The organism is Paraburkholderia oxyphila NBRC 105797, from assembly GCF_000685075.1.
Taxonomy (GTDB): Bacteria; Pseudomonadota; Gammaproteobacteria; order Burkholderiales; family Burkholderiaceae; genus Paraburkholderia; species Paraburkholderia oxyphila.
The window spans coordinates 35,227-46,856 of sequence record NZ_BAYD01000080.1; the positions used below are offsets into that span (position 1 = coordinate 35,227).

An 11,630-nucleotide genomic window follows, 5' to 3' on the forward strand; every position below is an offset into this window, starting at 1 on the left:
TAGCAACCAATTGAGCGATATATAGCCTATGAAAGCTACATATCACCTGGAGTTGTCAGTAGCACAAGAACAGCGTGGTCCGGCGAGATGCCCCGCCAGAGCGGAGTTTTGCCCGATCGACAGGGGGTTTATTCCCAGAAATACCAAATCATCTAGAGACTAATCTTATCTAAATTGAGATAAAGTCGGATGAGTCTCGGTGGGAGCTTCGCGGGAAGCGCGGGCACGCATCGCGTTACAATCCACGCACTTTCGCGGGCGCGGCCAGACGGTGTCTACACGCCGCGTTTGGCCGCATCACGCAGTCCACGTTTTGCCAACCGCACCTGGCCGGTCGCACGTCGTCGGCCATAACTCGCCGGCCACATTTGGCCGGCCGCACCTAACCTCGTCGAATCAAGTTGATCCAGTCCGCCATGCTCGCCACCGATACCGATCCCATTGTCGCCATTGCCACAGCGCCTGGACGCGGTGGCATCGGCGTGGTGCGTGTCTCGGCTGGCCGCGCGGGCGCCGCCGCTGCCGAGGCGCTGATGCAGGCGCTGACCGGCCAGACGCTGAGCGCGCGCCATGCCAGCTACGTGCCGTTCCTCGACGGCGCCGGCACCGTGCTCGACCGCGGCATTGCGCTCTACTTCCCGGCGCCGAACTCTTACACCGGTGAGCATGTATTCGAATTGCAGGGCCATGGCGGCCCGATCGTGCTGCAGCTCGTCCTGCAGCGCTGTATCGAGGCGGGCCGCGCGTTCGGCCTGCGCCTTGCCGAGCCAGGCGAGTTCACGCGCCGCGCGTTCCTCAACGACAAGCTCGACCTCGCGCAGGCCGAGGCTGTCGCCGATCTGATCGAAGCCAGCACGGAAGCGGCCGCACGCTCGGCGGGCCACTCGCTCGACGGCGCGTTCTCGCGCGACATCCACGCGCTCGTGGACGACGTCGTGACGTTGCGCATGCTCGTGGAAGCCACGCTCGACTTCCCCGAGGAAGAGATCGACTTCCTGGAGGCCGCCGACGCACGCGGCAAGTTGTCGAACATTCGGGCGCAACTCGATCACGTGCTTTCGGAGGCGCGTCAGGGCGCGCTGTTGCGCGAAGGGCTCGCGGTCGTGCTCGCCGGACAGCCGAACGTGGGCAAGTCGTCGCTGCTCAATGCGCTTGCGGGTGCCGAGCTCGCGATCGTCACGCCCGTAGCCGGTACGACGCGCGACAAGATTTCGCAGACGATCCAGATCGAAGGGATTCCGCTGCACGTGATCGACACGGCGGGCCTGCGCGACACCGAGGACGAAGTCGAGAAGATCGGCATCGAGCGCACCTGGAGCGAGATCGGTCGCGCCGACGTAGTGCTGCATCTGCTCGACGCGCGTAGCGGCATGACCGCCGAGGACGAAGCGATCGCGGCGCGCTTTCCCGCGGGCGTGCCGGTCGTGCGGGTGCTCAACAAGACCGATCTGACCGGCGTGGCGCCCGAGGTGGCCAGACGCCCGGTGGGCGAGGCCGGTGAAGGTGCCGAAGTGTGCGAGGTGCGGCTATCGGCGAAGCAAGGCGACGGTGTTGCGCTCCTGCGTGCCGAGCTGCTGCGCATCGCAGGCTGGCAGGCCCACGGGCAGAGCATCTACCTCGCGCGCGAGCGCCATCTCATTGCGCTGCGCACGGCGCGCGAGCATCTCGCGCAGGCGGCGGCGCATGCGGACCAGAACGCGCAAGCGCTCGACCTCTTTGCTGAAGAGCTGCGACTCGCGCAGGAGTCGCTCAATTCGATCACGGGCGAGTTCACGTCCGATGATTTGCTTGGGGTGATTTTTAGCCGGTTTTGTATTGGGAAATAACCAGTTGCCAGGCGTTGGCAACTTACGGGCACATGCCAGGATTCTGCCACCAGTTGGAAAGATGTCTTCGATTACTAGGGGTTAACCCTTGAAGGCGATCCTCCTAGACTTTGGGTCATCGGATGCAGACAAGTTGTCGCACCGCCCACAAAAGTCATCGGAGGTAGTAATCATGAAGTCCCTGATCCAAGCCGTTGCAGTTGCCGCTGCTCTTATCGTCCCCGTTGCTTCGTTCGCCCAGTCGAACGGCCCCGTGACCCGCGCCCAGGTGCGAGCCGAACTCGTTCAACTCGAGCAAGCGGGCTATCGCCCGGGTGATGGCGACCACACGACCTACCCGCAGCAGATTCAGGCCGCCGAAGCGAAGGTGGCCGCGCAGCAAGGCGCGGCAAACAGCGGCTACGGCGGTGTCGCGAGCGGTTCGTCGGACGCAGGTCGTCCGGCTGTGCCGAAGGCCGACTGGAACGCGATGTACAACCACCCGTAATGCATTGATTTTGGACGCACAGGTGGGACGCCAAAAGTATCTGGCCTGAGCATCGCAGTCTGAGCGCGCAACACCCCAGCGCGTTCCTTTTTAAAGAACTGGCTCGCTAAGCCCGGCAATATCCGGCAGCGGGCCAGCTGTATTTCGAATACCTCCGCCGTCGGCTATCCGATGGCTTCGCTCGGGCCTGATGGCCTGGGCGCTTTTTCAGATGAACCTCGCAGCTGGACATCGTTCGATCGGATCGAACTGACTCGGTCCGGTGGTGCGTGCCTGTCATGCGACGGTTTTGTGCGCTATCCGGTCAACTGTGGTATCCGGCTGAGTGGCCATTGATTACTCTTCGGCCCTCTCTACGGACTCGAAATCGATCGACGCCTGATGAGCGGTCGGCCGTTCAATCGGTGCCGGAATGAATCCGTGCTGCGCCAGGGATCTCATCACTCCACGAATCAGGTAGCTGTTTGCGAAACAGGCGACGTACGTTCTCGCGCCCTGCTCGATCGGCTGCAACATATTCCGCTCCACGAGCTTCTTGACCTGGTACGTGCGTTGGTTCGGTGTTTGCCCGGCCAAGATGTCGGAAAAGTCAGCCGCCTTGACGGACTGGGCATTGATTGCGCGCCCGAGCATGGCCGCTTCGACCTTGGTTATGAGTTTCCGCTCTTCTGCATACTCAAGCGCGGGACCCAAAATGTTTTCTCGCAGGTACGCAAAACTCGTTAGTTGGTCGACCTTTCTTATCTCAACCAGAATCCCCTGGAGAACGTAGATGCACCACTCCTCCAGTCCTTCGTTAGTTCCCTGATCAGCCCGTGCGAGCATCTCATAGTATTTTTCACGGTCGTTGCAGAACACGGCGACCGGATTCAGTATCCGGCCGCCTTCCTTGACGTTGAATCCATACTTGATGAGCAACGCGTAGGTCAGCAGGCGCACCACACGCCCATTTCCATTGCTGAACGGGTGAATCCAGCCAAACCGATGATGCGCCAATGCGACTTTCATCAACCCATACTTGGGCTGATGCTGCTCGTTAATGAAGCCGACCAACGCCTGCATGTACTCAGGCACGAGGACAGCCTCCGGGGGCAAATGCGCGGATTGATTGATCCGGACTGCCCGCGTCCTGTAAGCGTCTGGAGTACGGTCGCCTTCGCGCGTGAGGTCCTTGACCGTCAAGGCATGAAGCTCGCGTATAAAGTGGTCCGTAATCGTGTCGCCGGGCTTCATCGCGTCGTCGATGTAGCTCATCGCCGCCTCGATATTCGCGATCTCGCGGAGCGGGTCGCTCTCTTCTTGCCGACCCTCGACCTTGCTCTCGATGTAGTCAGCCAGAGTTGTATGATTGCCCTCGATGCGAGCTGACCCCAAGCTTTCCAGGGTGTGGAAGATGCTTTTGAGCTGGAAGAAAATGCTGGGAGGGGCGTCTCCCTGCAACTCGAGCCGACGCAGGTGTTCAAGTTCCGTCAGCACATCCGACCAATGGCGAGTCTGACGATGGGTTGAGGAGGCGTAGCTCGTGATGTTTGAACAGCGGGTCCATGATCTTGAATGGCCATGTGCAGGAACTTGAACTCTATTCGCTAACTCCTTGCTATATAAGAATTTTTCTTGTTGTTTCGCAGAATTTTTCTTGAATTGGCGTTGCGCGCAACTTGAAACTATCTTGCCCGGATCTTGACGGGGGCAGACCATCCTGGGGAGCTGCAGGTTTTCAATGATGTAAAAGGGACAATAGCCAACGTTTCCGCCAGAGGCTCGATGCGCCGCTCATCACGACTTCTGGCGAGGTTGCGGGATGCGCTTTGGGTACACATTTAGGTACACAAAATCCCTCAGAATTAACAACAGCCTTACTCAGCAAGCCTCAGCGGTTAGTCGCAAGGTTTTGTATCGAAATGACCGGACGCCTCACGTTACTCGAAGTCGACCCAATGAAACACCGCCCCATGACCCCAATCGTCGTATCGCTACTTACAGCAGCCCTCGCAACCACGAGCGCGCTTGCAATGGCCGAGACATCCCCGGGCAGCAACACGTCGAACGAATCGTGCGCCATCGGCTACGTCACCGGCGTGGGCGGTTCGGCGCAAAGCTTTCGCGAATACCAGTCGAGCGACAATAAATATCGCTACCTGGCCGACAATCCCATCCAGTGCCAGGTTTCCGAGGAAGGACGTGCGTCCAACTGCGTTGGCGTCGTCAGTTTGCGCAACGAGCGAGTGAGCGTGTATGACGACAGCGGCGACACGACGATGTCGGTCGTCACGCGCGTGGAACTCGAGCACGGCACCTATCCGGTGATCATCGTCGTACGCAAGCAGGACGTTCGCTGCGAGGAGTGAGCGCAGCGCGAGCGCTCCCCCCTCCCCACTGCTCACACCACTCAGACCACTTTCGAGACCGAATGCGCGAGCCGCAACAGGTCGTCGAACTGCGTGATCAATTCGAAACACACGAGAACATGGGTTGTGGGCCATTCCGCTGATTTTTTCATATGAAAAGCGGTCTTGCGCCAAAACCCAGACACACTATTTCGCCCCAAAGCTGCAACGGAAATAGCGCATCGTAAATTCCGCAAAATCCACAAAGGTAAGGAATCGAAAGCAAGTGTAAGTAACGCACGCCGCCATGCGGGACGCTGCGAAACCGGCTGGCCACGGCTCCTGCCTCACCGGTCCTGCGGAGCCGTAAACTCCCGTCACATATCGTTTCGTTTTCCCACGTAGCGCGCACCAACAATAGGTGCATTGGGAGAAAACGATGAAGACAATCCGACTCTGTTGCGCAATCGCGCTAGCCACGGGGCTTGCGAGCCTCACAGGCTGCGTCGTCGCCCCACCCTATGCCTATGCGCCGGCGCCGGCCTACGGTTATGGCTATGCGCCGGGCTACTATGCGGCGCCGTCCGTCGATATTGGGGTCGGCTTTGGCGGCTACTACGGCCATGGCTGGCGACACTAAGTGCAACGACACAACACCAGGATATGCCCCGATTCGAGCCTGCCGGGCGCATTGCGAGTGGGCTCGACACGCCTATTGACAAGGGTCCGGCGCGGGGGGCGCGCTGCCCTCCTCGCCCCCTATCCATTGTGATAGCTGTACACGCTTTTCCAGCGCACTAGAGTGGCAGGACGACGTATCCAACAATGAGATCTGGACGGATCCTCGGGGCGCACAGTGAAATTCATCGATCAGGAAATTGCGCACATCATGCGCGTCATGGTGCCGTCGCTGCTCTCGGAGGGCACGATCCCCATTCTTTCGTTCGACTATTGGCAGCGGCGCCTTTCGAATCTGCTCGATACTGCACAGCTCTCGCACGCCCAGTTTTGTACGATTGACTCGCTCATGACGCAACTCGAGCGCCTCCAGACAAGGCGCGCTGCGGCCTGAACGCACTACCGACCTGCCCACCGCCTTCATAGCGGCACGGCACAACCGATTGTCCTCGCCATGTAACCCGAGCATGGATTAGCCCGCCAAAGAGCGGGCTTCTTTCTTTTCGGCAAGCCACTGCAATCGCGCCAGCGATCTCTTCAGATCCATTCGCAGACAAAAAAATGCCGCGGCAGGGGCCGCGGCCAAGAGCTTGCCACTACTAACTACGCGGCGCGAGGGGACGTCGCCGCCAAATCATTGTCGCGGCTCGCTTCTTGACCATCAATGGCTGAGTCGTCGATATGACAATCGTTAACCTTTGTGGCGGCAAGAGCTTCCGACCCTCGATGCGCGGCCTCCCGCATCCAGTTTGCGAAATCGGCGGACATCTTGAAATTGCCGCGTATTCCCCGCATGTACGGCCCACATTCACCGGAGAACTCTGACCGTGGGAAGCCGACCCTCCTTCATCGACGATCTCGCTCGCGACCTTTCGTCTGATGGCGCACGCCCTCGCGCTGAGGACGACGGCGCCCTCCTCGACGCCTATTCGCGAACCGTCATCGGGGCACTCGAACGTGTCCAGCAATCAGTCGCCCATATTGCCGTCGAGCGCAGAACGCCCGGCAACGCCGCCGTGCGCGGTGGCGCCGGCTCGGGTTTTCTGTTCACGCCCGACGGCTATCTGCTCACCAATAGCCACGTCGTTCACGGCGCAAGCGCGCTGCGCGTCACACTTGCCGACGGTTCGACCTATGAAGCCGATCTCATCGGCGACGACCCGAGCACCGATCTCGCCGTGCTGCGCATCGGCGCGTCCGAGGTTCTGCCGCACGCCGAGCTCGGCGAATCAGCGAAGCTGCGCGTCGGACAGATCGCGATTGCCGTAGGCAGTCCGCTGGGCCTCGCGCAAACCGTGACCACGGGCGTGGTCTCCGCGCTCGGCCGTTCGCTGCGCTCGAACTCCGGGCGCATGATCTACGACGTGATCCAGACCGACGCCGCGCTCAATCCCGGCAATTCCGGTGGTCCGCTCGTGAACTCTGCGGGCCAGGTGATCGGCGTGAATACCGCGATCATTCCCGGCGCACAGGCCATCTGCTTCGCCACGGCCATCGACACCGCGAAATGGGTCATCACGCAACTCTTCACTCACGGACGCGTGCGGCGCGCACACGTCGGCATTGCCGGCACCACTGTGCCGGTCGCGCGCAAGGTGCAGCGTTATTTCGAACTCCCAACGACTGGTGGCGTGCGTGTGATGGAGATCGTCAAGGGAAGCCCAGCCGCGCTCGGTGGTCTTCGGGTGGACGATACGATCGTCGCGATCGACGGCCTGGCCGTCGATGGAATCGATGCGCTGCAGCGCTTGCTCGACGCTTCGCGCATCGGGCGCGCGGTGGAGTTCACCGTGGTCCGGCTCACGCAAAAGCTGAATCTGCAGGTCACGCCTGTAGAACAGGCGGTTTTGATCTAGACGATGAGCGCGCGCGGCTGCCTTCAGGTTTCCGAGAGGCAGCCGTGTGTCAGCGCGATTAATCCAAAATTGATTGGCATATCGAACTATCGAATTTACCAGCCGGCGGGCTGCCCGTAGCCGTCGTCATACTGTGCGGGCGGCGGCGGCGCAGGTTGTGCCGGCGCACACTGCACGTAGCGGCCCGAGTATTGGTCGTAGCAACCGCCTGGCGCCGGTGCGGGCGCGGCGACGTAGACCGGAGCCTGTTCCGCGTAGACCGGAGCCTGTTCCGCATAGACCGGAGCGGCCACCGGTGCCGGCTCGGCATAGACCGGGGGCGGCGCCTGATAAACCACCGCTGGGGCGCTGTTGATCGCGGCACCCACAACCGCACCGATCAGCGCGCCGCCGACCAGTGCACCCACCACATCGCCGCCATTATCATGCGCGCTGGCCGGGCCAGCCACCATCACGCATCCCGCCGTCAGCAGTACGGCTGCAATCTTTCGCATGTTGTTCTCCTCGAGAACCGTTCGAATCCATGCGTGGGATTGTGGGTGCGAAGCCAGGATACAGGTGCTGCAAGTGGTAACGACGAATTACGCGAGCGATGAATTAGCGGATGCCGGCGCAGCGCGTGGGAATTGACGGCAGGCGCAGGCGCACACACCGGTCATGCGTCATCGTCAGGATGAGCAGGCAAGGTGCTGTGATCGGCTGTTTGCGACGCGCCGCGCGCGTCTTCCCTGGCAGACTCGGACGTATCGGGGCCGCGCTCGTGCGCAACGCCGTCCTCACGCTTGCCGGCGCCAGGACAGAGCAGGGTGAGCGCGATGGAACACACCATCAGCGCGAACAGCGAAAGGAAATACGCCATCCAGGAGAACTCGAATTCCACGAGTGCCTCCCACGCTCAAGCGCGTCCCCCCGCGTGGCGCGCGGGCTATGTGCCCGGGAATCAGCCCGGGCTGCAATCCTGCCACTGGAGGAGCTCAGTGGTGCAGGATGCTACGCAGCGGATGACGCCAGTCGATATGAGGAGCCCCCGCTTGCACGCGCTGCCTATGCTCCTCGAGGATTTCGTCGGAAAACAGGAAGACGACAATGACGAGGGGTATAACCAGAAACGCGCCCAGTATTACGTGTTCGATCACGATAACCTCCTGGTTGTCAAGCGGTGCGGTTCCATTGTAGCCGGAAAGCTACAGCGTGCGCGACAGGTGATTACCTGGTCTTGCGAGCGAAGGTGGGCCGCCGCACGCATACTGTGCCGCAGCGTGCGTGCCCGGGCGGTAATGGCAGAGCATGAGCGGGCCGGCGGACTCGGCCAGGCGCAGGCGCGCGGCGCAGGACGGCGCCGCGGATCAGGTGCGAGCCGCGCCGACCAGGTGCAAGCAGGGATTGCGAACCGGCGGCCCCAGGAGTAAACGCGCTCAGGCCGCCGACTTCTTCCACGCCGCGGCGAAAAGCCCCGCGCCGATCAACAGCGAACCGCCGGTGCGATTGACGAGACGCTGCACACGCGGGCTGCGCACCGCCTTGCGTGCGGCCGCCGCGAGCAAGGCGTAGCCGAACGCATTGAGCGTGGCGAGGGTGAGGAACGTGGCCTCGAACACAACGATCTGGGGCAGCGCGGCTGCATGCGGGTCGATGAACTGCGGCACGAAGGCGACGAAGAAAATGATGCTCTTCGGATTGAGCGCGGTGACGGCGTAGGCGTGCGCGAAGATTCGGCCGGTGCGGGTTTCGGAGGTATCGGGTGCATCAGCAGTGCTCACGGGCGCGCACCAAAGCTTGATGCCCAGATAAATCAGATACGCGGCGCCAACCCACTTGAGCATCGAAAAGAGCGCGGCAGAGGCGGCCAGGATCACGCCGAGGCCGAGCATGGATGCCGTCATCGCAGTGAAGTCGCCGAGCGCGACGCCTGCGGTCGTCGCCAGCGCGTAGCGGCGGCCATGGCCAAGCGCATAGGACACGACGAGCAGGACGGTGGGTCCGGGAATGGCAACGAGAACGGCCGACGCGATCGCGAACGGCAACCAGTGGGCGAGGGTCATGGGTTTCTCCAGTGCGGAAGCCCGATTTATCCACGAAGATTGCAGTCGTGCAAGTGAAGGTGAAAGCGTTTTTCACGCATCGAGCGCCAGGTAGAACGACACCCCGGTGCTTGCCTGGCATCGTTTTTATTCTGCATTCGGTGACTAACTGATGCGGCGCCCGAACTACTGTGCTTCGACTTGATGTGCACCGCGTCAAACACGCGGCCAATGTATTGAAGCACTTCATTCTCACACTCTTGCGCGTGAATCAAACAGTCTTTGAGCGGCATCTGCCTTGTCTTGCAGGGGGGAGCGCCGGGCTCGATGGCATTCACGCTCCAGCCAATCGCGCTGGAACACAGTCTGGCAGGTTTTAACGGCCCCTAAACCCGCTGTGTCAACGCATGACTGCTGCGCTCGCACACAAGTTCTTCTTGCAGTCCTCTTGCCGTCTTCTAGATTGAAAAAGTCGGGTCGTGAGTGGAAGTTAAATACATAGCTAACCTGAGTATAAGCCCGCAGTTCTATACGGGATCGGAGTAAGCCGTAAAGTGCCAGCTCTGATAAGACAGGAGGCAATCATGAAAATGCTATTCGCTATGACCGCATTCACCGCCGGTCTCTTTTGCGCCGTTTCCGCTCAGGCGCAGGATTTCGTCGTGAAACCACAGCAAACCGTGCAATTCAAGGCCGGTTCGTATGGCTGCCTCTCCAAGGACAAGCTCGACGCGGTTTCCATGCACGAGCAAGCCGGCGAGCATCAGCAAGTCCAGGAGTATTTCGCCGATTACCGTTGCCTCTCCACGCCTGAGAATCAGTCGTTTCGCGTCGTGCGCGTAGTGGGCCACGACGTCGAGTTCGTCAACGCGGCGAACACAGACGATCAAGGCCTCTGGACCACCGACCGCTTCATCAAGCAGTAACGCACGCAAGCTCGAGCCCGGCGCGCTAGCCAACCGCCGGTCTCTACGCATCTCGCGCGGGCCATGCCGCTCGCGCAACGCCCGTTGTGCCAACGCTCCAAAGGCGTGCCGCAAGCGCGCCGGGGCCTTTGCACGCCGCCCGCCGCGAGCGGCCTGCGCGCCCTGATCGGGTCTTCAATCGGCCCGCCTGTCTCGATCCCGTCATTGCACCGTCATTTTCGCGACCGACCATCCTGATGGCCCAGCGCGCCGCTGTCCGATGATTGCGGCACAGGATGTGCTGGAAACTCGCTATCATGTGCGGCTTTTGCGCGGCGCGGAACTCGCGCTGGACTCGGTACCCGGTATGGCACTCAAATCGACCATCTACAAGACAGAACTGCAGATCGCTGACATGGACCGGCATTACTACGCCGACCATGCGCTCACGATCGCCTGCCATCCGTCCGAAACCGACGAGCGGATGATGGTGCGCATCGCTGCATTCGCGCTTTTCGCGAGCGAGCGCCTGGAATTCTGCAAGGGCCTGTCGGACACCGACGAGCCCGACCTCTGGAGCAAGGACTACACCGGCGCGGTGCAAACCTGGATCGAAGTGGGACAGCCCGACGAGCGCCGGATCGCCAAGGCAAGCTCGCGCGCCGAGGAGGTGATCGTGATCGCCTACGGCGGACGCACCTCGGAGATCTGGTGGCAGGGCGTGCGCGGCAAGGTGGAACGGCTGCGCAACGTGACGGTCTGGTCGCTGGGCGAGGGCGTGGCGGCGTCACTCGGCGCCCTGGCGGAGCGCACGATGCGCCTGCAATGCACGGTGCAGGACCGCGCCGCCTGGATCGGCAATACCGTAAGCGAGCCGGTCGCGGTCGAATGGACCGTCTTCAAGGCGCCTGAGAACGTTTGATTGCGCAGCGGGGGCCTCGCGGGTTCCGCGCCAGGCGTCACATGCAGCTGGCCAGAGCCGAAGGGCTGCTACCGGCCGAACGAAGCCATCAACGCACAGGCGGCCCTTTCAGTTCGACCATGTTGCCCTCGGGGTCGAACAGGTATAGCGACGGTCCGATACCTTCCGCGCCGTTGCGTTCGACCACTTCACCCGGTCGCGCGCCCCTCTGCGTGAGCCAGGTCTTGAGCGCCTCGCCATCGAAGGGCTCCACACGCAGGCACAGATGATCCATGTTGCCGGCCACGCTCGACGGCGCCGTGCCGCCATCGCGGTCGAGCGGTCCGCCGACCGCGGCGAGATCGACGAGCGAGCGGCCTGCGCGCAACTGCACGAGCCCTAATTTCTTCTCCTCGCGCTCGACGCGACAGCCCAGGACGTCGCAGTAGAAGCGCGTCATGGTAGCGAGATCCGCCGCGCGGATCACAACGTGGTCGATTTCGCGAATCTGGATTTGCATGACTCTTCCTGGAGTGGCGCGTCTACACAGTGTAGGGGAGGGAGATCAGGCGGAAAATGGCGATGCGCGGTCACGGTGGGCCGCGCCGGCAGTGCGATGGAATCGCTGG

14 protein-coding genes are annotated in these 11,630 nt (G+C 61.7%); 8 read left to right on the top strand and 6 right to left on the bottom strand.

The features are described from left to right. Nucleotides 1-416: 416 nt before the first annotated feature. Together mnmE and BO1_RS35015 are read left to right on the top strand one after the other, a co-directional pair. Nucleotides 417-1,826 (top strand): tRNA uridine-5-carboxymethylaminomethyl(34) synthesis GTPase MnmE, encoded by a 1,410-nt coding sequence (gene mnmE / locus BO1_RS35010; protein WP_028221549.1) that lies wholly within the window; start codon nt 417-419, stop codon nt 1,824-1,826. Nucleotides 1,827-1,998: 172 nt separating this feature from the next. Then, nucleotides 1,999-2,313, top strand: coding sequence for a DUF4148 domain-containing protein (locus BO1_RS35015; RefSeq protein ID WP_028221550.1), 315 nt, complete (start codon nt 1,999-2,001; stop codon nt 2,311-2,313). A 336-nt stretch (nt 2,314-2,649) separates the two neighbouring features. On the opposite strand, the gene BO1_RS54020 is transcribed toward BO1_RS35015, so the two are convergent. Next, nucleotides 2,650-3,789: a Fic family protein gene (locus BO1_RS54020; protein ID WP_245643982.1), complete on the bottom strand. Its 1,140-nt coding sequence runs from the start codon at nt 3,787-3,789 to the stop codon at nt 2,650-2,652. A 536-nt stretch (nt 3,790-4,325) separates the two neighbouring features. Between BO1_RS54020 and BO1_RS35025 the strand changes: the two genes are divergently transcribed. The 4 genes from BO1_RS35025 to BO1_RS35045 all read left to right on the top strand — a co-directional run bounded on the left by BO1_RS35025 (nt 4,326) and on the right by BO1_RS35045 (nt 7,174). Further along, nucleotides 4,326-4,661, top strand: a complete 336-nt coding sequence (locus BO1_RS35025; RefSeq protein ID WP_245643983.1) for a hypothetical protein — start codon at nt 4,326-4,328, stop codon at nt 4,659-4,661. Nucleotides 4,662-5,079: 418 nt separating this feature from the next. Further along, nucleotides 5,080-5,280, top strand: a complete 201-nt coding sequence (locus BO1_RS35035) for a hypothetical protein (RefSeq protein ID WP_028221552.1) — start codon at nt 5,080-5,082, stop codon at nt 5,278-5,280. A gap of 216 nt (nt 5,281-5,496) precedes the next feature. Further along, nucleotides 5,497-5,712, top strand: coding sequence for a hypothetical protein (locus tag BO1_RS54025; RefSeq protein ID WP_052409713.1), 216 nt, complete (start codon nt 5,497-5,499; stop codon nt 5,710-5,712). A 433-nt stretch (nt 5,713-6,145) separates the two neighbouring features. Next, on the top strand, nt 6,146-7,174 hold the full coding sequence (locus BO1_RS35045) for a S1C family serine protease (protein WP_028221553.1): 1,029 nt from the start codon (nt 6,146-6,148) through the stop codon (nt 7,172-7,174). 95 nt (nt 7,175-7,269) lie between these two features. Here the strand turns inward: BO1_RS35045 and BO1_RS35050 are convergent, their stop codons facing one another. The 4 genes from BO1_RS35050 to BO1_RS35065 all read right to left on the bottom strand — a co-directional run bounded on the left by BO1_RS35050 (nt 7,270) and on the right by BO1_RS35065 (nt 9,216). Then, nucleotides 7,270-7,668, bottom strand: coding sequence for a hypothetical protein (locus tag BO1_RS35050; protein WP_028221554.1), 399 nt, complete (start codon nt 7,666-7,668; stop codon nt 7,270-7,272). A gap of 161 nt (nt 7,669-7,829) precedes the next feature. After that, complete coding sequence (locus BO1_RS35055) at nt 7,830-8,054, bottom strand: hypothetical protein (RefSeq protein ID WP_043287854.1); 225 nt, start codon at nt 8,052-8,054, stop codon at nt 7,830-7,832. Nucleotides 8,055-8,148: 94 nt separating this feature from the next. Then, entirely contained in the window at nt 8,149-8,310 is a 162-nt protein-coding gene (locus tag BO1_RS60410) for a hypothetical protein (RefSeq protein ID WP_165976530.1), read from the bottom strand. A gap of 279 nt (nt 8,311-8,589) precedes the next feature. After that, nucleotides 8,590-9,216, bottom strand: coding sequence for a LysE family translocator (locus BO1_RS35065; protein WP_028221557.1), 627 nt, complete (start codon nt 9,214-9,216; stop codon nt 8,590-8,592). 563 nt (nt 9,217-9,779) lie between these two features. Between BO1_RS35065 and sap1 the strand changes: the two genes are divergently transcribed. Together sap1 and BO1_RS35075 are read left to right on the top strand one after the other, a co-directional pair. Beyond that, on the top strand, nt 9,780-10,121 hold the full coding sequence (gene sap1, locus BO1_RS35070; protein WP_028221558.1) for a surface attachment protein Sap1: 342 nt from the start codon (nt 9,780-9,782) through the stop codon (nt 10,119-10,121). A 346-nt stretch (nt 10,122-10,467) separates the two neighbouring features. Beyond that, nucleotides 10,468-11,022 (top strand): YaeQ family protein, encoded by a 555-nt coding sequence (locus BO1_RS35075; protein WP_028221559.1) that lies wholly within the window; start codon nt 10,468-10,470, stop codon nt 11,020-11,022. An 88-nt stretch (nt 11,023-11,110) separates the two neighbouring features. Here the strand turns inward: BO1_RS35075 and BO1_RS35080 are convergent, their stop codons facing one another. Beyond that, the gene (locus BO1_RS35080; protein ID WP_028221560.1) at nt 11,111-11,521 is read right to left on the bottom strand and encodes a VOC family protein; all 411 of its coding nucleotides are present in this window, start codon (nt 11,519-11,521) and stop codon (nt 11,111-11,113) included. Between the last annotated feature and the right edge of the window lie 109 nt (nt 11,522-11,630).

Excerpts from the sequence above, each read along its gene's own strand:
- mnmE (WP_028221549.1), top strand. The coding sequence starts at position 417 with ATGCTCGCCACCGATACCGATCCCATTGTCGCCATTGCCACAGCGCCT.
- BO1_RS35015 (WP_028221550.1), top strand. The coding sequence starts at position 1,999 with ATGAAGTCCCTGATCCAAGCCGTTGCAGTTGCCGCTGCTCTTATCGTC.
- BO1_RS35025 (WP_245643983.1), top strand. The coding sequence starts at position 4,326 with ATGGCCGAGACATCCCCGGGCAGCAACACGTCGAACGAATCGTGCGCC.
- BO1_RS35035 (WP_028221552.1), top strand. The coding sequence starts at position 5,080 with ATGAAGACAATCCGACTCTGTTGCGCAATCGCGCTAGCCACGGGGCTT.
- BO1_RS35050 (WP_028221554.1), bottom strand. The coding sequence starts at position 7,668 with ATGCGAAAGATTGCAGCCGTACTGCTGACGGCGGGATGCGTGATGGTG.
- BO1_RS35065 (WP_028221557.1), bottom strand. The coding sequence starts at position 9,216 with ATGACCCTCGCCCACTGGTTGCCGTTCGCGATCGCGTCGGCCGTTCTC.
- sap1 (WP_028221558.1), top strand. The coding sequence starts at position 9,780 with ATGAAAATGCTATTCGCTATGACCGCATTCACCGCCGGTCTCTTTTGC.
- BO1_RS35075 (WP_028221559.1), top strand. The coding sequence starts at position 10,468 with ATGGCACTCAAATCGACCATCTACAAGACAGAACTGCAGATCGCTGAC.
- BO1_RS35080 (WP_028221560.1), bottom strand. The coding sequence starts at position 11,521 with ATGCAAATCCAGATTCGCGAAATCGACCACGTTGTGATCCGCGCGGCG.